Consider the following 21,656-nt stretch of genomic DNA (forward strand, 5'->3'; position numbering starts at 1 on the left):
CGACCGCTCCCCCGCCCCGGGCCCCGGGGCGGGGAAAGGGTCAGAGGCGCTGGCAGCCGGGGCACCAGAAGAGATTGCGGGCCGCCAGACCGGCGGTTCTGACCGGCGTCGCGCACACATGGCAGGGCAGGTTCGTGCGGCGGTAGACGTAGACCTCGCCGCCATGATCGTCCACCCGCGGCGCGCGCCCCATCGCCTCCGGCGTGTGCTCCGGGCGTACGGTGTCGATGCGGTTGTGCCGTACGCCTTCGTGCATCAGCTCCACCAGATCCGCCCAGATCGCGTCCCACTCCGCGCGCCGCAGTTCGCGCCCCGCGCGATAGGGGTCGATGCCGTGGCGGAAGAGGACCTCGGCGCGGTAGACGTTGCCGACGCCCGCGACGATCTTCTGGTCGAGGAGCAGGGCGGCGACCGTCGTCCGGGAGCGGCTGATCCGCTCCCAGGCCCGGTCCGGGGAGCCGGAGAGCGGATCGCCGGGCGGGCGCAGCGGGTCCGGGCCGAGCCGGTCGTGTATCGCGGTCTTCTCGGCCTCGGTGATCAGGGCGCAGGCGGTCGGGCCGCGCAGGTCCATGAAGGCGCCGGGGACGGCCAGCCGCAGCCGGACCGTGTCCAGCGGCGGCGGCATCGGGGACGTACCGAAGTCGACCCGGCCGAAGAGTCCGAGGTGGATATGGACCCAGCCCCGGCCGCCGAAGCCGAGGAACAGGTGCTTGCCGTGCGCCTCGGTCTCGTGGAGCGTCCCGCCGTCGAGCAGCGCGGCCGCGTCGGAGAACTTCCCCTGCGGGCTGCTCACCCGCACCGGACGGCCGGCGAACCGGTCCCGGTGGTCGGCGGCGAGCCGGTGGATCGTATGCCCTTCGGGCACGGTACTGCTCCTCGGTGGGACGGGCTCGGCACGGGGTTTCGGGAAACGGCCGCGCCCCCGCGGACGGCGGGGGCGCGGAGGAGGTGTTACGGCTGCTGCGGGTGCCCCTCGGGGATCGGCGGCAGCTCGCCCGTGGTCTCGTAGCGCGAGAGCATCTCGATACGGCGGGTGTGCCGCTCCTCGCCGGAGTACGGCGTGTTGAGGAAGATCTCCACGAACTTCACGGCTTCTTCGACGGAGTGCATCCGGCCGCCGACGGCGATGACGTTGGCGTTGTTGTGCTCGCGGCCCAGCGCCGCCGTCTGCTCGCTCCAGGCCAGCGCGGCGCGGACGCCCTTCACCTTGTTCGCGGCGATCTGCTCGCCGTTGCCCGAGCCGCCGATGACGATGCCGAGGCTGTCGGCGTCGGCGGCGGTGCGCTCGGCGGCGCGCAGGCAGAAGGGGGGGTAGTCGTCGAGGGCGTCGTAGATATGGGGACCGCAGTCGACGGGCTCGTGGCCGTGGGCCTTGAGCCACTCGACGAGGTGGTTCTTGAGTTCGTATCCGGCATGGTCGGAACCGAGGTACACGCGCATGGTCCGAGTGTGGCACGGGCCGGGCCGCCGGAGGGCGGCCGGGTGCCGGGCAGGCGGCCGGGTGCCGGGCAGGCGGCCGGGTCTTCGGGCACGGGCGCCGGACGGCGCCCGGATCCCGCGGCAGGCCCGGGGCGGGCGGCCGGCTCAGCCCTTGCGGCCTGCGAGCTTCCAGGCGGTGGGCAGGGCGCCCATCGCCAGGGCCGCCTTCACGGCGTCGCCGATCAGGAACGGGGTGAGCCCCGCAGCGACCGCCTGCGAGAGCGTCATCCCGGTCGCGAGCGCGAGATAGGGGACGCCGATCGCGTAGATGATCGCCGAACCGAGAGCCATCGCGGCCGCCGTACGCCATACGGAGCGGTCCGCGCCGCGGCGGGCCAGGGCACCGACGACACCGGCCGCCAGCAGCATGCCGAGGATGTAGCCGAAGGACGGCATGCCCCAGCCGGACTCGCCCTCCGCGAACCACGGCATGCCCGCGACGCCCGCGACCGCGTAGAGCGCCAGGGAGAGCAGACCCCGGCGGGCGCCGAGCGCGGTGCCGACGAGGAGCGCAGCGAAGGTCTGCCCGGAGACGGGCACCGGGGAGACGGGGATCGGGACGGCGATCTGGGCGGCCAGACCGGTGAGGGCCGCGCCGCCGACGACGAGTGCGATATCGCGGGCCCGGGAGGCGGGGATCAGGTCCGCGAGGACCGCGCCGGGACGGGAGGTGATGGTGGCAGTACTCATCGGATCTCCGGAAGGTGAGAGAGGAAGGCGGGAAGAAAGGGGTGCGCGTGGGGCGGGGCGGGCGGACGCCCGGCGGCAGAGCGCGGCGGAGAACAGCAGGGAACAGCAGGGAACAGCAGGGAACAGCAGAGAACGGCGGAGAACGGCAGGGAATGGGGCCGGGACGGGGCGGTCGGCGGGGGGACACGGTGACCGTAACCGACGGTCCCGGACCGCTTCACCATCAGCCGCCGACAAAGGGAACCCGGAGCCGTTCATGGGGAACCCACAAAGCGTCGTTCACGCCTCGGGCGGTACGTGACGCTGGTCACGCGCCCAGCAGACCTCCGGACCCCGGGGCCGGAGGGGACGGGTTCTGTAGGATCTCACCAAAAGAGCGCCGGACCGGATCCGAGGCTACCCACGGGTAGTCCGTGGATACGATGTGTGAGCCCGGTGACCGTATAGCGGACACCCGTTCCCTCTGGCCGGTACACCCACTCAGACTGTGGGCCCTCCGAGGAATCTCCCCGAACCCCGACCGCTAGCGAAGAGGGCGTCCCATGTCCCGTACCTCCGCCCCCGCCGAGCAGGCGGAACCCACCGGGCAGAACGGCGGCGAGCGCCGCCCGGCCGATATCACGCTCTCCCACGGCCTCAAGCAGCGCCATCTGTCGATGATCGCCCTCGGCGGGGTCATCGGCGCCGGGCTCTTCGTCGGCTCCGGCGCGGGCATCGCCGCCGCCGGTCCCTCCATCGTCGTGGCGTACGCGCTCTCCGGACTGCTGGTCATGCTGGTGATGCGGATGCTGGGCGAGCTGTCGGCGGCCAATCCGGCCTCCGGTTCGTTCTCCGTCCACGCCGAGCGGGCGATCGGCCCCTGGGCCGGATTCACCTCCGGCTGGGCGTTCTGGTTCCTGCTCTGCGTCGCCGTGGGACTGGAGGGCATCGGCGCGGCGAAGATCATGACGGGCTGGCTGCCGGGCACCCCGGAGTGGGCCTGGGTCGCCCTCTTCATGATCGTCTTCTCTCTCACCAACCTTGCGGCGGTGAAGAACTTCGGCGAGTTCGAGTTCTATTTCGCCGCTCTGAAGGTCGGCGCGATCGCGCTCTTCCTGGTGATCGGCGGGCTGGCCATCGCCGGACTGCTGCCCGGCACCGACGCGCCCGGCACGGCCAATCTCACCGGCGACGGCGGATTCATGCCCAACGGCGTCGACGGACTGATCGTCGGACTGCTCGCCTCCGTCTTCGCGTACGGCGGTCTGGAGACCGTCTCCATCGCCGCGGCGGAGTCCGAGCACCCGGTGCAGGGCGTGGCCAAGGCCGTCCGTACCGCGATGTGGCGGATCGCGGTCTTCTACATCGGCTCCATGGCCGTCATCGTCACCCTCGTTCCGTGGAACGACCCCGATGTCGTCTCCAAGGGCCCGTACGTCGCCACCCTCGACCACCTCGGAATCCCGGGCGCCGACCAGATCATGAACGTGGTCGTGCTGATCGCCCTGCTCTCCGCGATGAACGCGAACATCTACGGGGCTTCCCGGATGGCCTGCTCCCTGGTCGCCCGCGGCCAGGGACCGGCGAAGCTCGGCCGGACGTCGGGCGGAGTCCCGCGGTACGCCGTCCTCGCCTCGTCGCTCTTCGGCTTCGGCTGCGTCCTGCTCAGCTACTGGCGGCCCGACGACGTCTTCATGTGGCTGCTGAAGATGATCGGCGCGATCATCCTCGTCGTGTGGATCTTCATCGCGGTCTCGCAGTTGGTGCTGCGCCGCCGCACCGAGCGGGAGGACCCGTCGAAGCTGGTCGTCAGGATGTGGGCGTACCCCTATCTGACCTGGCTGGCGCTGGCCGGAATGGTGGCCGTCTTCCTGCTGATGGCCCGGGAGCCGGACACCCGTACGCAGCTCTACTACACCGGCGGGCTGACGGCCGTCCTCGCGGCGATCGGCTACGCACGGCAGCGGTCCGCACGCATGGAGCGATAGTCCCGTACGACGGATTGACGCTCCGCCCCCGCGGTTCCAAGCTCGGATCCCGTCGACGGATCGCACGGACCGACCCCGCACGCCGGTGGACGGCGATGCCCCAACGACGGATCGACGGATCGACGGACGGTGGGGCGGCCGGGAGATCGGGTCAGGGACCGGTGGGCCCGCGCCGCATACGCGGAGGCGATGTATGAGAGTCCTGGCTGCCGGTGATCACTTCGTCCGCAACGCCCTGATCGCCGAGGCCCTCAGACGCGATCTCGCGGACGCGGCGGCGCTCGACCTCACCGAGCTGACCCTGCCCTGGCCGCTGGAGCCCTTCGGTCCGGTCGGCGAAGTGGAGGAGGCCAGCGACAGCGAGGACGCCCTGATCGCCGCATTGGACAGGGTCGAAGTGTGCGTCACCCAGATGGCGCCCTTCACCGAACGGGTGCTGGCCGCGGCGCCCGCGCTGAAGCTGATCGCGCTCTGCCGGAGCCGGCCCGTCAACGTCAATGTGGCGGCGGCGCGGGACCGCGGCGTCCGGGTGGTCTGCGCGCCCGGCCGCAACGCGGCGGCCACCGCCGAGTTCACCCTCGGGCTGATGCTCTGCGCCATGCGCCGTATCCCCGAGGCGCACAGCTCCCTCACCTCGAAGGGCCACTGGGACGGCTCCTGCTACACCTACGAGCACAGCGGTACGGAGCTGGAGGACACCGCCGTCGGGGTCGTCGGACACGGGGCGGTGGGCAGCCGCGTCGCCCGGGTGCTGGGCGCGTTCGGCTCCGCCGTCTCGGTGTACGACCCCTATGCGCGCGGCGAGGTCCACGGCACCCGGACGGCGTCCCTGGAGGCGCTGCTGGTCCGCTCCCGGGTGCTCACCCTGCACGCCCGGCTCACCCGTGAGACCCGCGGCATGATCGGACCGCACGAACTCTCCCTGATGCCGCGCGGAGCGGTCCTGGTGAACACGGCCCGCGGGGCGATCGTGGACACCGAGGCCCTCTGCGACGCGCTCGACAGCGGACATCTGGCCGCGGCGGCACTCGACGTCTACGAGGAGGAGCCACCGCGCCCCGGATCCCGCCTCTTCGCCACCCCGAACCTGGTGCTGACACCGCATGTGGGCGGCGCGAGCCGGGAGGTGGCCCGGAAGGCGGCAGCGTTCATCGCCACGGAGATACGGCGTTACGCGGTGGGGCGCGATCACCCGTAACACCCCCGGTCTCCGGGCACGGTGCGGAGACGGGCCGACAAGCCCCCCCGACCGGAGGACTAGGTCCAATGCACGACGCGGCGTCGGCCGTTCTCGCTGGTAGCGTGCAGTTGCATAGAATGTGCAATAAGCGTCACCGGAGGGACCGGACACACCATGGCCATCTACACGCTGCCCGAACTGCCGTACGACTACGCCGCTCTTGCGCCGGTGATCAGCCCGGAAATCATCGAGCTGCACCACGACAAGCACCACGCCGCGTATGTCAAGGGCGCCAATGACACCCTCGACCAGCTCGCCGAGGCGCGGGACAAGGACGCGTGGGGGGCGATCAACGGGCTGGAGAAGAACCTCGCGTTCCACCTCTCCGGCCATATCCTCCACAGCATCTACTGGCACAACATGACCGGCGACGGCGGTGGCGAGCCCCTCGACAAGGACGGTGTGGGCGAGCTGGGGGACGCCATCGCCGAGTCCTTCGGGTCGTTCGCGAAGTTCAAGGCGCAGCTGACGAAGGCGTCCGCGACCACGCAGGGCTCCGGCTGGGGCGTGCTCGCCTACGAGCCGGTCAGCGGCCGGCTGATCGTGGAGCAGGTCTACGACCACCAGGGCAACGTCGGCCAGGGTTCGGTGCCGATCCTGGTCTTCGACGCCTGGGAGCACGCCTTCTACCTTCAGTACAAGAACCAGAAGGTCGACTTCATCGAGGCGATGTGGCAGGTCGTCAACTGGCAGGACGTCGCCAAGCGCTACGAGCAGGCCAAGGAGCGCACCCCGCTGATCGCCCCCTGACCGGGTGAACCGGCACGGCCGGGGCCGGGGCCCCGGCCGTACCCCGTCGTCCTGCTCGTGATCGTCTTCTCAACCTTCACGTGCGGGCGGAAAGAAGAAGGACCCCTGCGAGGACGTGACTCGCGGGGGTCCTTCCGTTCCCCGGTGACCCGGCCGGGGGCGGGTCGCCGGAGAGGAGCCGGGCCGCGCGGGTGCGGCTGCGGCTGCGGCTGCGGATCAGAGGTTGGAGAAGTCGGGGTCCGCCGTACGCGTGCGCTTGATTTCGAAGAAGCCGGGCGTGGCCGCCACCAGCAGCGTGCCGTCCCACAGCCGGGCCGCCGCCTCCCCCTGCGGAGCGGGCGTCACCACCGGGCCGAAGAAGGCGATCTGCTCGCCGTCGGCCCCGGGAACGGCGATGACCGGGGTGCCGACCTCCTGGCCGACCTTGTCGATGCCCTCCTGGTGGGAGGCGCGCACCTCGGCGTCGTACGTGTCCCGGTCGGCGTAGTCGATCAGCTCGGCGGGCAGCCCGGCGTCCTTCAGGGCGTCGGCTATCGTGTCCCGGCCGGTCCCCCGGTCCTCGTTGTGGAAACGGGTGCCCAGAGCCGTGTACAGCGGGCCGACGGCCTCGTCGCCGTGCAGCTCGCGGGCGGCGGCCACCACCCGGACCGGGGCCCACGCGTCCTTCAGCCCCTCCCGGTACTGCTCGGGCAGCTCGTCCATCCTGTCCTCGTTCAGCACCGCCAGGCTCATCACATGCCAGCGGACCTCGACGTCCCGCACCTTCTCCACCTCCAGCATCCAGCGGGAGGTCATCCAGGCCCAGGGGCAGAGGGGGTCGAACCAGAAGTCGACGGGGGTCCTGCCGTTGTCAGACATGTCTCTCCTCGGGAAACCGGCGCCGGTCGTGCCTCCTCCTGAACAACCGGCGAGCTGACCGGCCGATTCCCCCCGTCGGGCGTCGGGGTGCCCATGGGAGGATCGGGCCGTTGAGCCGAGAGACGAAGGAGTGCCCGTGCCGGGTGAGAATCTGTCCCGCGACGAAGCCCGCGAGCGGGCCGAGCTGCTGTCCGTCGACGGGTACGAGGTGGCCCTCGACGTCACGTCCGCGACCACGGCCGCGGGAGATACCACCGAAGGGCCGCTGACCTTCCGGTCCGTGACCACGATCCGCTTCCGCTCCGCCCGGCCGGGCGCCGACAGCTTCGCGGATCTGGTCGCGCCTTCGGTGACCGCTGTCGAACTGAACGGACGGCCGCTCGACCCGGCCGCCGTCTTCGACGGCACCCGGATCGCGCTCAACGGTCTGGCCGCGGAGAACGTGCTGGTCGTGGACGCGCAGTGTGCGTACAGCCGGACGGGCGAGGGGCTGCACCGGTTCGTCGACCCGGAGGACGGGGAGGTGTACCTCTATACGCAGTACGAGCCCGCAGACGCCCGTCGCGTCTTCGCGAACTTCGAGCAGCCCGATCTCAAGGCGCCGTTCCGGTTCGAGGTGACCGCGCCCGAGGGCTGGACGGTGTGGAGCAACGGCGCCGGGGAGCGGGACGCCGCGGACGGGGTGTGGCGGTTCGCCGAGACCCGGCCGATCTCCACGTACATCACCGCGGTCGTCGCCGGTCCGTACCACTACGAGACCGACCTCTACACCCGGACGCTGGACGACGGCACCGTACTGGAGATCCCGCTGGGCGCCCTGTGCCGCAAGGGCCTGGCCCGGCACTTCGACGCGGACGACGTCTTCCTCGTCACCAAGCAGGGGCTGGACTTCTTCCACGACCGCTTCGACTACCCGTACCCGTTCGGCAAGTACGACCAGGCGTTCGTGCCGGAGTACAACATCGGCGCCATGGAGAACCCGGGCTGCGTCACCTTCCGGGAGGAGTTCATCTTCCGGGGGAAGGTGACCCGGGCGGCGTACGAGCGCCGGGCCAATGTGATCCTGCACGAAATGGCCCATATGTGGTTCGGTGACCTGGTCACCATGGTGTGGTGGGACGATCTGTGGCTGAAGGAGTCCTTCGCGGACTTCATGGGCTCGTACGCGATGGTCGGCGCGACCCGCTTCACCAACGGCTGGACCACCTTCGCGAACAACCGGAAGGCGTGGGCGTACCGCGCCGACCAGATGCCGTCGACGCATCCGGTCACCGCGGACATCCGCGATCTGGAGGACGCCAAGCTCAACTTCGACGGCATCACCTACGCCAAGGGCGCGAGCGTCCTGAAGCAGCTTGTCGCGTACGTGGGCGAGGACGCGTTCCTGGAAGGCGCCCGGCGCTACTTCAAGCGGCACGCGTACGGCAACACCCGGCTGACGGATCTGCTGTCGGTGCTGGAGGAGGTGTCCGGGCGGGATATGACGGCCTGGTCGCGCGCGTGGCTCCAGACCGCCGGGGTGAACTCCCTGACGCCCGTCGTCACGCACGACGCGGGCGGCAGGATCACCGAGCTGGCCGTCGTCCAGGACCCGGGCAACGGGGTTCCGGGCGGGGAGGGCGTCCTGCGCCCGCACCGGATCGCCGTCGGGCTCTACCGGCACGAGGACGGAGAGCTGGTGCGGTACGCGTCCGCCGAGGCGGACGTCACGGGTGCGCGGACCGTGGTGCCGGAGCTGGTGGGAGCGGAGCGGCCCGCGCTCGTCCTGGTCAACGACGAGGACCTGACGTACTGCAAGATCCGCTTCGACGAGGCGTCGCTGGAGACGCTCCGCTCGCATCTGGGCGATGTCACCGACCCGCTGGCGCGGGCGCTGTGCTGGTCGGCGCTGTGGAACCTGACGAGGGACGCGCTGATGCCGGCGCGTGACTTCATCGGCCTGGTGCTGCGCTTCGCCGGGCGCGAGACCGATATCGGCGTACTCCAGATGCTGCACGCCTGGGCCCGGATCGCGCTCGTCCACTACGCGGCACCGGAGTGGCGCGCGGAGGGCGGGCGGCTGCTGGCCCAGGGTGCACTGCGGGAGCTGCGGCTCGCCGAGCCCGGCGGGCAGCACCAGCTCACCTGGGCGCGGTTCTTCGCGACCGTCGCGGAGTCGGACGCGGATCTGCAGCTGCTGTCCGGACTCCTCGACGGTACGGCGAAAATCGACGGGCTCGACGTCGACCAGGAGCTGCGCTGGGCCTTCCTGGAGCCGCTGGCCTCGCACGGGATCGCCGGCGCGGACGCGCTCGACGCGGAGCTGGCGCGCGACGACACCGCGTCGGGGACCCGGCACCATGTCAGGTGCCTGGCGGCGCGGCCGTCGGCGGAGGTGAAGGACCGGGCGTGGGCGCGGGTCGTCGAGTCGGACGAACTGTCCAACGCGCTGGTGGAGGCGGTGATCTCCGGGTTCGCGCAGTCGGGACAGCGGGAGCTGCTGGCGCCTTACGCGCCGAAGTACTTCGAGGCCGTCGAGCGCGTGTGGAGCGAACGGTCCATCCAGATCGGGATGAGCATCGTGTCGGGCCTGTTCCCCGCGTTCCAGGGGGAGCCGGCGAAGACGGCAGCGGAGCGGTGGCTGGCGGAGCACCCGGATGCGGCGCCGGCGCTGCGACGGCTGGTGCTGGAGGCGCACGACGACCTGTCGAGGGCCTTGCGCGCGCAGACGCGGGACGCGTAGCCCCGGGGCGGGGACGTGCCCTGGGGGCGTTGCGGGGTTGGGGGGCGTGGCCCTGCGGGGCGCGTGGCCCCGCGGGCGCTACGGGCGCTACGGGCGCTACGGGCATGGTCCGGGCGCGTGCCCGTGCGGGACCCCTGGGGCCGTTGCGGGGCGGGGACCCGAGGGGCCTTGCGGGGGGGGGGCGCGCGTGTGACCCCGTGGAGGCCCGAGCGTTGCGCCCGGGTCCGCGGGGGCCGCACCGTGGGGCCCGCACAGGCATGGTGCCTTGCCCGCACGGCCTCGGGGCGCGGCGCGCCACCCTTGTGGGCATACGTTCCGCCGGGGCGGAACGGGTGGGCACAACCCACGGGCGCCCTGACCGGACCAGGGCTTCGACCCCCGGGCCCGGCTCCCTCAGAGGCGCCGCGCCCGGCAAGGCCCCCTGGCCGGAGCGCACCGGAACGGGCACCGCGCCCCGGGGCGCCGGGCCCGCCCGGAGGGGGTCCGTGCCGGGACTTTGGGGCGGCGGGGTGTCAGCTTGGCGACGGGGGCGTAACAGGGGTTATCCCGCCCCCGAACCACGGGCATTCCCTCCGCATGAATCCCGACGCCCTCCCCCCGGCCCCCTCCCTCTCCCCCGCCGACGCGCCCCTCGACGTACCCGGTGAACACCGGAGCGTCCTGTCCTCCGCCCAGCTGCGGGAGCACGGCGTCGCGGGGGCACGGCTCGCCGCCCGGTGCCGGCCGGGCGGGCCGTGGCAGTCGCTGCTGCCTGGCGTCTACCTGCTGCGCCGGGGCGTGCCCACGGGCGAGGAGCGGCTGCGCGGCACCCTGCTGTACGCCGGTCGGCCCGTCGTCCCGCGGCAGCCCGGACCGGAGCCCCGCGGCCCGGCCGCGGCCGTACTCACCGGGCTCGCCGCCCTCGCGCTCCACGGGTTCGCCACCGCGCCCCCGCTGCGCGAACTGGACCGGATCGACGTTCTCGTGCCACGGACCCGCCGACTGCGTTCGACCGGCTTCGCCCGGATCGTCCGGACGGCTTCGGTACCGGAGCCGGAGTACGTCACGGGCCTGCCGGTGGCCCCCGTGGCCCGCGCCGTCGCCGACGCCGTCGCGGAGACGTCGGACCCCGGTACCGTACGGCTGCTGGTGACGGAGGCGGTCGGCGGCGGGCACTGCGAACCGGCCGCCCTGGTCACCGAGCTGGACCGGGCCCGGCTGCTGCGGTGCCCGCCCGTCGCGCGGGCGGTGGACGCGCTGCTCGCCGAGGGCAGGTCCCGGGCCGAGGAGCGGCTCTATTCGCTGGTGTACGCGTACGCCCTGCCCGACCCGCTCTGGAACGTGGACCTGAAGCTCCCCGGCGGCACTCCGCTCGGCCGGGTCGACGCGTACTGGACCGAACAGTGCACGGCCGTCCTCCTGGAGGTCCCGGCGGGCGACGCTCCGGAGAACGAGGCGCCCGGCCGCGCGACGCGCCGTGAACATCTGGAGCGGCTCGGGATCACCGTCATCCCGATGATGCCGCGCGAGCTGCGGGACGAGCCGGACCGTCAGGCGGCCGTGATCCGGACCGCCCTGCTGGCCGCGCTGGACCGCGATCCGCCGGCCTATGTGGTGGTCCTCCCCCACTGAACGCGACGACGGCCGGCCGGTCGGCCCCACCGGCCCGGAACAAGTCTCCGGGACCGACCCGGACCTGAACCGGGACCTGGACCGGCCTGGACCGGCCTGGACGGGGACCAGGACCGGGACCGGCCCGGACCGGCGTCAGGACCAGGACCGGGACCGGGCGCAGGGCCCGGAGCAGGGCCCCGCCCTGCGACCGGGCCGCCCCGCCGGCCCCGCCGCGGCCGAATGCCGACGGCACGAACGCGCCGCCGCCGCGCCCATCCGGCCAGTCACCTCATCCGCCCCGCCCGCCCCGTTCATAGGCGCACACCGCGCATACCACGCCCACCACGCACGTCCATGCGCCAACTCCCGCTTTTTCCCTCCTTGTTCCCCTTGACGACACCGCCACAGGGGCGATTTTCTGCCATGGTCACATCACAATTCCGCGCGGGCTCTCCCCAAACCCCTCCTCCGTACGAAAGGCTGAGCGGTCGTCCGGCACCGCAATCCGGACGACTGCTCCACCCCAGGGAAACCGTTCCTTCACCCACAGGGATGCCGATGACCCCCGAACCCCAGAGCCCCATAACCGGAGGCTCCGCCACCCGGCGCAGACGGGTGGCCCGGATCGCCGCCGCCGCGTCGCTCGTGACCGCCCTGGTCGCCGCCGGTACCGCTCCGGCCCTCGCGACCGCGCCCGTCGACGACCCCGGCACCGGGACCGCGACCGGCGCCAAGGCCGTACCGGCCGCCGACAAGAAGCTCGGCGCGGCGGACGCCGAACTCCTCGCCGAAGCCGAGGCCAAGGGCGAGAAGCAGATCACCGTCATGGTCGCCACCGCCCCCGGTGCGACCGAGGCGGTCGCCGCCCAGCTCGGTGGCGTCGACGGCGCGAGCGTCGGCAAGACGTACGACGCCCTCGGCTACGTCCGGGCCACGCTCCCCACCGCGAAGGCGGAGAGCGCCCTCAAGACCGCCGCCAAGCTCCCCAGCGTCCACGGCATCGACCTCCGCCACGAGGTGAAGCTGGACGACCCGACACCGGGTGCCGACACCGTCAAGGCGGCCGAGGGAGCCACCGGCAAGCAGGTCCGCAGCTACCCGGCGCCGGACGCGAAGACGCCCGCGAAGAACCCGTACAACCCGTCCTTCGAGACGGGCGCGGTCGACTTCGTGAAGAAGAACCCCACGTACGACGGCCGCGGGATCACCATCGGCATCCTCGACTCCGGCGTCGACATCGCCCACCCCGCGCTCCAGAAGACCACCACCGGCGAGCGCAAGATCGTCGACTGGGTCACCGCGACCGACCCGGTCATCGACGGCGACGGCACCTGGCGCCAGATGCGGCTGGAGGTCGCGGGCCCGTCGTTCACGGTCAACGGCCGCGCCTACACCGCGCCCGCCGGGAACTACCGGTTCAACATCTTCGCCGAGGCCGTCACCCGCAACGGCGATATGGCCGGCGACCTCAACCGGGACGGCGACACCACCGACACCTGGGCGATGCTGTACGACGCCGCCCAGGGCACCGTCCGGGTGGATCTGAACAACAACGCCGACTTCACCGACGACACCGCGATGAAGCCGTACAAGAACGGCTTCCAGATCGGCTACTTCGGTCAGGACGACCCGGCGACCCCGATCGCCGAGCGCATCCCGTTCGTCATCGAGCTGCGCAAGGACGTCGTCTACAACCCGTCCACCGGCGCCAAGGCCGACTACGCGAGCATCGGCGTCATCGAGGGCTCCCACGGCTCCCACGTCGCCGGTATCACCGCCGCCAACGGTCTCTTCGGCGGCAGGATGAACGGTGCCGCGCCCGGCGCCAAGCTGGTCTCCTCCCGCGCCTGCTCCTGGAGCGGCGGCTGCACCAATATCGCGCTCACCGAGGGCCTCGCCGATCTGGTGATCAACCGGGGCGTGGACATCGTCAACATCTCCATCGGCGGTCTGCCGGCGCTCAACGACGGCAACAACGCCCGCTCGGAGCTGTACAACCGGCTGATCGACACCTACGGCGTCCAGCTGGTGATCTCCGCGGGCAACGACGGCCCCGGCACCAACACCCTGGGCGACCCGGGCGTCGCCGACAAGGCGATCTCCGTCGGCGCTTCCATCTCCAAGGAGAGCTGGGCCGCCAACTACGGCTCCCTGGTGACGAAGAAGTACCAGATGATGCCGTTCTCGTCGCGCGGCCCGCGGGAGGACGGCGGCTTCACGCCGACCGTCACCGGCCCCGGCTCGGCGATCCAGACCACCCAGACCTGGTCGCCCGGCGGCCCGGTCCGCGAGGCGGGCTACGAACTGCCGCCCGGCTACTCCATGATCCAGGGCACCTCGATGTCCTCGCCGCAGGTCGCGGGCGCGAGCGCACTGCTGCTGTCGGCCGCCAAGCAGCGCGGTATCGACCTCACCCCGGCGAAGCTGCGGACCGCCCTCACCAGCACCGCGAACAAGATCCCCGGGGTCAAGGCGCACGAGCAGGGCGCCGGTCTGATCGACACCGTCGAGGCCTGGAAGTCCGTCAAGGACGGTGTCGACGCCCATGAGTACACCGTCAAGGCGCCGGTCGACACCGCGATCGACTTCGCGCTGAAGACCCCCGGCTTCGGCACCGGTCTGTACGACCGCGAGGGCGGCCTCAAGGCCGGCCAGTCGAAGACGTACGACATCACCGTCACCCGCACCACCGGCCCGGACCGTGCCGTCTGGCACGAGCTGGACTGGCGGAACAACGACGGCACCTTCCGGCTGCTCGGCGGCGACCGGGTCCGGCTGCCGCTGAACCAGCCGGTCACCGTCACCGTGCAGGCCCGTCCCCAGTCCGACGGCGTCCACAGCGCCATCCTGGAGGCGGACGACCCGCGCACCGAGGGCGTCGACAAGCAGATCATGGCGACCGTCGTGGTCTCCACTCCGCTGGCGGCCCCGTCCTACGCCTTCTCGGCGTCCGGCTCGGTGGAGCGCAACAGCCACCGCTCGTACTTCATCACCGTCCCGGCGGGTGCGAAGACCCTGGAGGTCGCGCTCGGCGGGCTGGCGAAGGACAGCCAGACGCGGTTCATCTCCATCCACCCGTACGGGGTGCAGATGGAGGACAGCGCCACGATCTACTGCTACCCGAACTACCCGAACCCGGCCAACACCTGCCGCCCCGACGTGCGCTCGTACGACGAGCCGGCGCCGGGCGTCTGGGAGATCGAGGTCGAGTCGCGGCGGACGTCGCCGCTGCTGAACAACCCGTACCAGCTGGACGTCACCCTGCTGGGCGCCGACTTCACCCCGGCCGTGCAGACACTGCCCGAGGTGAAGGTCGGCACTCCGGCTCCGGTCCAGTGGCAGGTCACCAATAAGACCGCGCCGATCGACGGACGGCTCGCGGGCGGTTCCCTGGGCTCCGCCAAGGTGACCCGGCCGGCCATCAACAAGGGTGAGCTCCAGCAGACCACCGTGGTGATCGGCGAGGGCGTCGAGCGGCTCGACGTCGCCATCGGCAACACCTCCGACCGGAACGCGGACCTCGACCTGGCGGTCTACAACCAGGCGGGCACCCGGGTCGCCAGCTCCGCGGACGCGGACTCGGAGGAGGCCGTGAGCCTGGTGAAGCCCGCTCCGGGCACGTACCGGATCGTGGTCGACGGCTACGACGTCGCCCCGGGCGGCACCGAGTACGACTACCGGGACGTCTTCTTCGCCCCCGGCCTCGGGAAGATCACCGTCGACGAGACCCGGCAGCTGAAGCTCGGCACGGGTGAGTCGGCGCAGGTCGACGCGGAGGTCGTGGTCGCGGGACCGGCTCCCGAGGGGCGCCAGTTCTTCGGAGACGTACGGCTGGTGAACACCCGCGGCACGGCGGCGGGCACCGGCAGCGTGGTGATCGGACAGGTCGTCCCGTAACCGGGAGGACCTGAGGGGTGCCCGGGGCTCCGGGCACCCCCTTCCGTCCATCGCGCCGCGGTCCGTCCATGGCACCGCGGCCGGTGCGGAGTGTTCCGTACGGTACGGAGCGGGCGGGCGTCCTGACGGGCGCCCGCCCGCTCCCTTTCCCCCTGCCCCCGCTTGCCTCCCCCCTTTTCGGGCACCCCGGGAACAGCCCGGGGAAGGAGCCGAAAGGGGGCGCCGGAGAGAGTCCGGGGCGGGTCCGGGCGCTGTTCCGCTCGTCACACATTCCGCCCCTTGGACAATGGACTGGACAAGTCGGCCGTGGGCACACGCATCATGGAGCGGCAGTCCAGGAACGTACGAAGGAGTTTCCGTGAGGGTCGGAATCGTCGGAGCCACCGGTCAGGTCGGCACAGTCATGCGCAGGATCCTCGCCGAGCGGAAATTCCCGGCGGACGAGCTGCGGCTGTTCGCCTCGGCGCGGTCGGCGGGCTCGACGATCGCCTGGGAGGGCCGGGAGATCACCGTCGAGGACGCGTCCACCGCGGACTACACGGGCCTCGACATCGTCCTCTTCTCCGCGGGCGGCGCGACCTCCCGGGCGCTGGCCGAGAAGGTCGCGGGCCAGGGCGCCGTGGTGATCGACAACTCCTCCGCGTGGCGGATGGACCCGGACGTACCGCTGGTGGTGTCCGAGGTCAACCCGCACGCGATCCGGAACCGCCCCAAGGGCATCGTCGCCAACCCGAACTGCACCACGATGGCCGCGATGCCGGTGCTGAAGCCGCTGGCGGAGGAGGCCGGTCTGGTCACCCTGGTCGCCACCACCTACCAGGCCGTATCGGGCTCCGGCGTGGCCGGGGTGGCCGAGCTGGACGGGCAGGTCAAGGCGGTGGCGGAGAACGCCCCGGCCCTGACCCACGACGGTGAGGCGGTCGCCTTCCCCGAGCCCGCGGTCTACCGGCGCCCCATCGCCTTCAATGTGGTCCCGCTCGCGGGCAACCTCGTCGACGACGGCTCCGCCGAGACCGACGAGGAGCAGAAGCTGCGCAACGAGTCCCGGAAGATCCTGGAGCTGCCGGAGCTGAAGGTCTCCGGCACCTGTGTCCGGGTCCCCGTCTACTCGGGCCACTCCCTCCAGGTCAACGCCCGTTTCGACCGCCCGCTGAGCGTGGAGCGGGCCCGTGAGCTGCTGGCCGGAGCCCCGGGCGTCGAACTGTCGGACATTCCGACCCCGCTCCAGGCCGCGGGCAAGGATGCGTCCTATGTCGGCCGGATCCGGGCCGACGAGACCGTCGAGCACGGGCTGGCCCTCTTCCTCTCCAACGACAACCTCCGCAAGGGCGCCGCGCTGAACGCCGTGCAGCTGGCGGAGCTGGTCGCGGACGAGCTGTCCGCGGGACGGTAGTCGCGTAGTCGCGTAGTCGCGTAGTCGCGTAGTCGCGTAGTCGCGTACGGGCCGCGCGCCGCGCGCCCCGGCACCGTGACCGGCCCCGGCTTGAGCCGGGGCCGGTCGCGCGTGAGGGGCCCGGTCACGCGTGAGGGCCCGGCTCCGGGCGCCGGAGCGCACCCGGCGGCCCGGTGCTCACCCGGCGGGCTCGGGCGGGCTCACGGCCCCGCGCTCGGGCCGGGACGGGTCCGGTCACGGCCCCGCCCGGGTCCCCCGTCCCTGCCCGGGTCCCCTGTCCCCGCGCGGGTCCCCCGTCCCTGCCCGGGCCCCGGTCCCGGTCGCTGTCGGATCCCGAGCCCGCGCACCCCGGGCCCGCACCCCGGGCCCGCCCGCCCCGGCTCAGGAAAGCCCGGCCACCGGGACCCGCCGCGAGCCCGCCAGGGTGAGCGCGGCCAGCAGCGCCAGCGCGCCCGCGAGCAGCAGCGCCGCCGCGGTGGACCACCGGTCCATCGCCGCGCCGCCGCCCGCCGCGCCCAGCGCGATCGACGCGTTGAAGACGCCCGCGCAGAGACCGGAAACCGCCTCCCGCGCCCCGGGTGCCGCGACGAGCATCCAGTTCTGCGCGGAGACCGAGAGCCCCCCGTACGCCAGTCCCCAGAGCACCAGCAGCACCATGGAGAGCGCGGCGCTCGACCCGGTGAGTCCGAGCAGCGGTACGACGGCGGCGAGGGCGGCGGAGACCATGAGCAGGGCGCGGCGCGGCGAGCGGGCGGCCGCGGCACCGCCGAGGAAGTTCCCGGCGACCCCGGCGAGGCCGTAGAGCAGCAGCAGTCCGCCGATCGCCCCGGCGGACACTCCGTCGACTCCTTCGAGGACCGGCCTGACATAGGTGTACGCAGTGAAGTGGCCGGTCACCATGAGCGCGACGGCGACGAGGCCGATACGGACGGCGGGCATCCGGGTCAGGGCGGCCGTCTCCCGGGGGTGTACGGCCCGTTCCGGGGGCAGCGGCGGCAGCAGCAGGCGGAGCGCTCCGGCCACCGCGAGGGCGAGTGCGGCGACGGCGGCGAAGCCCCACTCCCAACAGCTGAGGTGGCCGATGAGGGCGCCCACGGGTATGCCGAGGACGGATGCCACGGCGATACCGCCGAAGACGACGGCGGTGGCACGTCCGGCGGCGGCCGGGGGCACCAGCCGGTGGGCGAGCCCCGCGGCGATGGCCCAGACGCCGCCGATGGCCAGCCCGACGGCGATCCGGGCCGCGAGCAGGACGTCGAACCGGGGGGCCAGGGCGGCCACCGCGTTGGCGAGGGCGAGCAGCAGGAGCAGCCCGGTCAGGACGCGCCGCCGGTCGGAGCGGCCGGCGATCGCGGGCAACAGGGGGGCAGTGAAGGCGGCGACGAGGCCGGGGAGAGTGACGGCGAGGCCCGCGGTGCCCTCCGAGACACCGAGGTCGCCGCTCATCGGACTGAGCAGTCCGACGGGCAGCATCTCGCTGGTGACGACGGTGAAGGTGGCTGCGGCGACGGCGAGCACCGCGGCCCGGTCGTGAAGGGTGCGCTGCGGTCCCGGCGGCGCCCCTGGGGTCCGATGGGGGGTCATCCCCCAAGCCTTCGCCGGTCGGCTGTGCGGAACAACGGCGGTTGGCCGATCCCTTCGTGTCCCGGACCGGGCGCCCCGGCACCGGCGCGCACCCGCGCCCGGGGGCGGAGGCGCGCCCTGCCCGGTCGCGGGCCGCGGCGGGGCCGCCCGCCCGGACCTGCCGCAAAGGGCCCGGGGCCGTCACAGCACTAGCGGCGCAGTTCGAAGAGGAAGCAGCCGTGTTCCGCCGCCCTGACATGGACCAGGGCGACCGCCGGGTCCGCGAACGCCTCCTCCAGAGCCTGCTCGAAACCTCCGTCCGGTGCGTCGGTCAGCTCCAGCAGCCGGCCGCCCCTGATCCGGCCCCGGGCGTCGTAGCGGCGCAGTACCCGCAGGGCGCCCGGGTGGACGAAGGGGTGATCCGGGCCCGCGGCGGGCGGGCCGCAGCACTCCTCGGCGTGGACGAAGACCGGGCCCTGTTCGTCGTATGCGCCCGGGTCGGCCCCGGACTCGGCGGCCCAGCGGCGCAGCGGGGCGTACGAGACGAGGGCGATGGACTTGCCCGGACGGCTTCTGCGCAGGCAGCAGCGGAGCGGGGCGCCGCCCTCGTGGTCGGTGTACGGCAGGCACGGCCGTCCGGCGTCGTCGGTGGTGCGGAGCAGGGTGAGGACGGCCGGTTCGATGGGCAGCGGCCGGTAGCGGCGGGCCGCCGCAGCCGGGGCCCCCGTGGTGTCGGTGGTGGTCATGGGCCCAGCCTGGCCTGCCGCGGCACGGGTTTCCGGCGGATATCGGACGTCGCGCTCCGGGGAGCGGTACGCCCTCCGGGGCTGAGCGCGCGGCGCACGCGGGGAGTACTCGTGGGCGGTCGGCGGGGACCCCATGGAAGGATGGCCGCAAACACCACATAACCGAGGAGACACCGCGTGCCTGGCACGAATCTGACCCGCGAGGAGGCGCAGCAGCGGGCGCGCCTGCTCACGACCCACGCGTACGAGATCGACCTCGACCTCAGCGGCGCCCAGGAGGGCGGCATCTACCGGTCCGTGACGACCGTGCGCTTCGACTGTGCCGAGGCGAACGCGCACTCGTTCATCGACCTGGTGGCGCCCGCGGTGCACGAGGTCGTGCTCAACGGGAAGCGGCTCGACGTCGCGGCCGTGTTCCGGGACGCGCGGATCGAGCTGAACCACCTCCAGGAGGGCGCGAACGAGCTGACGGTCGTCGCGGACTGCTCGTACACGAACACCGGTGAGGGTCTGCACCGCTTCGTGGACCCGGTGGACCAGCAGGCGTATCTGTACACCCAGTTCGAGGTGCCGGACGCCCGCCGGGTCTTCGCCAACTTCGAGCAGCCGGATCTGAAGGCGACGTTCCAGTTCACCGTGAAGGCCCCGGAGGGCTGGACGGTCATCTCGAACTCCCCGACGCCGGAGCCGGCCGACCACGTGTGGCGGTTCGAGCCCACCCCGCGGATCTCGACCTACATCACGGCTCTGATCGCGGGTCCGTACCACGCGGTGCACAGCACGTACGAGAAGGACGGGCAGTCGGTCCCGCTGGGCATCTACTGCCGTCCTTCGCTGGCGGAGTTCCTGGACTCGGACGCGATCTTCGAGGTCACCCGGCAGGGCTTCGACTGGTTCCAGGAGAAGTTCGACTACGCGTACCCCTTCGCCAAGTACGACCAGCTCTTTGTGCCGGAGTTCAACGCGGGCGCGATGGAGAACGCGGGCGCGGTGACCATCCGCGACCAGTACGTCTTCCGTTCGAAGGTGACGGACGCGGCGTACGAGGTCCGTGCTGAGACGATTCTGCACGAGCTGGCCCATATGTGGTTCGGCGATCTCGTCACCATGGAGTGGTGGAACGACCTCTGGCTGAACGAGTCGTTCGCCACCTACACGTCCATCGCCTGCCAGGCCGCGGCGCCGGGCTCGCGCTGGCCGCACTCGTGGACCACGTTCGCGAACTCCATGAAGACCTGGGCGTACCGCCAGGACCAGCTGCCGTCGACGCATCCGATCATGGCGGAGATCCGGGATCTGGACGACGTCCTGGTCAACTTTGACGGGATCACCTACGCCAAGGGCGCCTCGGTACTGAAGCAGCTGGTGGCGTATGTCGGCGAGGACGCGTTCTTCACCGGTGTGCAGTCGTACTTCAAGGCACACGCCTTCGGCAACACCCGGCTGAGCGACCTGCTGGGCGCGCTGGAGAAGACCTCGGGGCGCGATCTGCGGACCTGGTCGCAGAAGTGGCTGGAGACCGCCGGTATCAACATCCTCCGCCCGGAGGTGGAGTCCGGCGCCGACGGTGTGATCACCTCCTTCGCGGTACGGCAGGAGGCTCCGGCGCTGCCCGCCGGGGCCAAGGGCGAGCCGGTGCTGCGGCCGCACCGGATCGCGATCGGTTTCTACGATCTCGGCGACGCGGGCAAGCTGGTCCGCCGCGAGCGCATCGAGCTGGACGTGGACGGCGAGCTGACCGCCGTACCGCTGCCGGAGGGCACCCTGCGGCCCGCGGTGATCCTGCTCAACGACGACGACCTGTCGTATGCGAAGGTCCGGCTGGACGAGGCGTCCCTGAAGGTCGTCACGGCGCATCTGGGCGATTTCGCCGAATCGCTGCCGCGGGCGCTGTGCTGGGCCTCGGCCTGGGACATGACCCGGGACGGCGAGCTGCCGACCCGGGACTACGTCGCGCTGGTGCTCTCCGGTATCGCCAAGGAGACCGATATCGGTGTGGTGCAGTCGCTCCACCGCCAGGTGAAGCTGGCGATCGACCTGTACGCGGCGCCCGCGTCGCGCGAGGCGCTGCTGGGGACCTGGGCCGGGGAGGCGCTGACCCGGCTGCGGGCCGCGGAGCCGGGCAGTGACCACCAGCTGGCGTGGGCCCGCGCGTTCGCCGCTGCGGCGCGTACGGACGGTCAGCTCGAACTGCTCGCCGGGCTGCTGGACGGCAACGCCTCCGTCGAGGGCCTGGTGGTCGACACCGAGCTGCGGTGGGTGTTCGTGGAGCGGCTGGCCGCGACGGGCCGGATCGACGAGTCCGCGATCGCGGCCGAGTACGAGCGGGACCGGACGGCCGCGGGCGAGCGGCACGCGGCGACCGCCCTGGCGGCGCGGCCGACGGCGGAGGCCAAGGCCGAGGCGTGGGCGTCGGTCGTGGAGCGCGACGATCTGCCGAACGCCATGCAGGAGGCGGTGATCGGGGGCTTCGTCCAGACCGACCAGCGCGAGCTGCTCGCGCCGTACACGGAGAAGTTCTTCGCGGCGGTCAAGGGCGTGTGGGAGTCCCGCAGCCACGAGATGGCCCAGCAGGTCGCCATCGGGCTGTACCCCTCGCTCCAGGTGGAGCGGGCGACGCTGGACGCGACGGACGCCTGGCTGGAGCGGGCCGAGCCGAACGCGGCGCTGCGGCGGCTGGTCTCGGAGTCCCGCGCGGGTGTCGAGCGGGCGCTGCGGGCGCAGGCGGCCGACGAGGCGGCGGCCGCGCAGGGCTGAC

General features: G+C 72.2%; 14 protein-coding genes. 8 read left to right on the plus strand and 6 right to left on the minus strand.

The window, feature by feature from the left end; genetic code table 11:
- Positions 1–40 precede the first annotated feature (40 nt).
- The 3 genes from ACIQ9E_RS14920 to ACIQ9E_RS14930 form a co-directional block, all read right to left on the minus strand.
- Positions 41–865, minus strand: coding sequence for an Fpg/Nei family DNA glycosylase (locus ACIQ9E_RS14920; protein ID WP_403706877.1), 825 nt, complete (start codon positions 863–865; stop codon positions 41–43).
- An 86-nt stretch (positions 866–951) separates the two neighbouring features.
- A complete protein-coding gene (locus ACIQ9E_RS14925; protein WP_403706879.1) occupies positions 952–1,440 on the minus strand; it encodes a ribose-5-phosphate isomerase in 489 nt (162 codons plus the stop codon).
- 144 nt (positions 1,441–1,584) lie between these two features.
- A complete protein-coding gene (locus tag ACIQ9E_RS14930) occupies positions 1,585–2,169 on the minus strand; it encodes a biotin transporter BioY (RefSeq protein WP_403706881.1) in 585 nt (194 codons plus the stop codon).
- Positions 2,170–2,711: 542 nt separating this feature from the next.
- Here ACIQ9E_RS14930 and ACIQ9E_RS14935 point away from each other — a divergent pair.
- The 3 genes from ACIQ9E_RS14935 to ACIQ9E_RS14945 all read left to right on the plus strand — a co-directional run bounded on the left by ACIQ9E_RS14935 (position 2,712) and on the right by ACIQ9E_RS14945 (position 6,126).
- A complete protein-coding gene (locus ACIQ9E_RS14935; protein WP_403706883.1) occupies positions 2,712–4,136 on the plus strand; it encodes an amino acid permease in 1,425 nt (474 codons plus the stop codon).
- A gap of 193 nt (positions 4,137–4,329) precedes the next feature.
- The gene (locus tag ACIQ9E_RS14940) at positions 4,330–5,334 is read left to right on the plus strand and encodes an NAD(P)-dependent oxidoreductase (RefSeq protein ID WP_403706885.1); all 1,005 of its coding nucleotides are present in this window, start codon (positions 4,330–4,332) and stop codon (positions 5,332–5,334) included.
- A gap of 156 nt (positions 5,335–5,490) precedes the next feature.
- Positions 5,491–6,126, plus strand: a complete 636-nt coding sequence (locus tag ACIQ9E_RS14945) for a superoxide dismutase (protein WP_403706887.1) — start codon at positions 5,491–5,493, stop codon at positions 6,124–6,126.
- A 216-nt stretch (positions 6,127–6,342) separates the two neighbouring features.
- On the opposite strand, the gene ACIQ9E_RS14950 is transcribed toward ACIQ9E_RS14945, so the two are convergent.
- Positions 6,343–6,984, minus strand: coding sequence for a DsbA family protein (locus tag ACIQ9E_RS14950; RefSeq protein ID WP_403706889.1), 642 nt, complete (start codon positions 6,982–6,984; stop codon positions 6,343–6,345).
- A gap of 136 nt (positions 6,985–7,120) precedes the next feature.
- On the opposite strand from ACIQ9E_RS14950, the gene pepN (ACIQ9E_RS14955) reads away from it, so the two are divergent.
- From pepN (ACIQ9E_RS14955) to ACIQ9E_RS14970, 4 genes are all read left to right on the plus strand, one after another.
- The gene (gene pepN / locus ACIQ9E_RS14955; RefSeq protein ID WP_403706891.1) at positions 7,121–9,706 is read left to right on the plus strand and encodes an aminopeptidase N; all 2,586 of its coding nucleotides are present in this window, start codon (positions 7,121–7,123) and stop codon (positions 9,704–9,706) included.
- 576 nt (positions 9,707–10,282) lie between these two features.
- Positions 10,283–11,317: a hypothetical protein gene (locus ACIQ9E_RS14960; protein WP_403706893.1), complete on the plus strand. Its 1,035-nt coding sequence runs from the start codon at positions 10,283–10,285 to the stop codon at positions 11,315–11,317.
- Between the two features lie 540 nt (positions 11,318–11,857).
- The gene (locus tag ACIQ9E_RS14965) at positions 11,858–15,196 is read left to right on the plus strand and encodes a S8 family serine peptidase (protein ID WP_403706895.1); all 3,339 of its coding nucleotides are present in this window, start codon (positions 11,858–11,860) and stop codon (positions 15,194–15,196) included.
- 358 nt (positions 15,197–15,554) lie between these two features.
- A complete protein-coding gene (locus ACIQ9E_RS14970) occupies positions 15,555–16,589 on the plus strand; it encodes an aspartate-semialdehyde dehydrogenase (RefSeq protein WP_403706897.1) in 1,035 nt (344 codons plus the stop codon).
- Between the two features lie 381 nt (positions 16,590–16,970).
- On the opposite strand, the gene ACIQ9E_RS14975 is transcribed toward ACIQ9E_RS14970, so the two are convergent.
- Positions 16,971–18,173, minus strand: a complete 1,203-nt coding sequence (locus ACIQ9E_RS14975; protein ID WP_403706899.1) for an MFS transporter — start codon at positions 18,171–18,173, stop codon at positions 16,971–16,973.
- A gap of 188 nt (positions 18,174–18,361) precedes the next feature.
- Positions 18,362–18,898 (minus strand): DUF1203 domain-containing protein, encoded by a 537-nt coding sequence (locus ACIQ9E_RS14980; protein WP_403706901.1) that lies wholly within the window; start codon positions 18,896–18,898, stop codon positions 18,362–18,364.
- Positions 18,899–19,075: 177 nt separating this feature from the next.
- Between ACIQ9E_RS14980 and pepN (ACIQ9E_RS14985) the strand changes: the two genes are divergently transcribed.
- A complete protein-coding gene (pepN, locus tag ACIQ9E_RS14985; RefSeq protein ID WP_403706903.1) occupies positions 19,076–21,655 on the plus strand; it encodes an aminopeptidase N in 2,580 nt (859 codons plus the stop codon).
- The last annotated feature ends 1 nt before the right edge of the window (position 21,656 follow it).

Source organism: Streptomyces sp. NPDC094448 (assembly GCF_044763775.1).
Classification (GTDB): Bacteria; Actinomycetota; Actinomycetes; order Streptomycetales; family Streptomycetaceae; genus Streptomyces.

What these genes read in the sequence shown, in the direction of transcription:
- ACIQ9E_RS14960 (WP_403706893.1), top strand. Translation starts at nt 10,283, where the DNA reads ATGAATCCCGACGCCCTCCCCCCGGCCCCCTCCCTCTCCCCCGCCGAC.
- ACIQ9E_RS14965 (WP_403706895.1), top strand. Translation starts at nt 11,858, where the DNA reads ATGACCCCCGAACCCCAGAGCCCCATAACCGGAGGCTCCGCCACCCGG.
- ACIQ9E_RS14930 (WP_403706881.1), bottom strand. Translation starts at nt 2,169, where the DNA reads ATGAGTACTGCCACCATCACCTCCCGTCCCGGCGCGGTCCTCGCGGAC.
- ACIQ9E_RS14945 (WP_403706887.1), top strand. Translation starts at nt 5,491, where the DNA reads ATGGCCATCTACACGCTGCCCGAACTGCCGTACGACTACGCCGCTCTT.
- ACIQ9E_RS14940 (WP_403706885.1), top strand. Translation starts at nt 4,330, where the DNA reads ATGAGAGTCCTGGCTGCCGGTGATCACTTCGTCCGCAACGCCCTGATC.
- ACIQ9E_RS14975 (WP_403706899.1), bottom strand. Translation starts at nt 18,173, where the DNA reads ATGACCCCCCATCGGACCCCAGGGGCGCCGCCGGGACCGCAGCGCACC.
- ACIQ9E_RS14980 (WP_403706901.1), bottom strand. Translation starts at nt 18,898, where the DNA reads ATGACCACCACCGACACCACGGGGGCCCCGGCTGCGGCGGCCCGCCGC.
- ACIQ9E_RS14925 (WP_403706879.1), bottom strand. Translation starts at nt 1,440, where the DNA reads ATGCGCGTGTACCTCGGTTCCGACCATGCCGGATACGAACTCAAGAAC.
- ACIQ9E_RS14935 (WP_403706883.1), top strand. Translation starts at nt 2,712, where the DNA reads ATGTCCCGTACCTCCGCCCCCGCCGAGCAGGCGGAACCCACCGGGCAG.
- ACIQ9E_RS14950 (WP_403706889.1), bottom strand. Translation starts at nt 6,984, where the DNA reads ATGTCTGACAACGGCAGGACCCCCGTCGACTTCTGGTTCGACCCCCTC.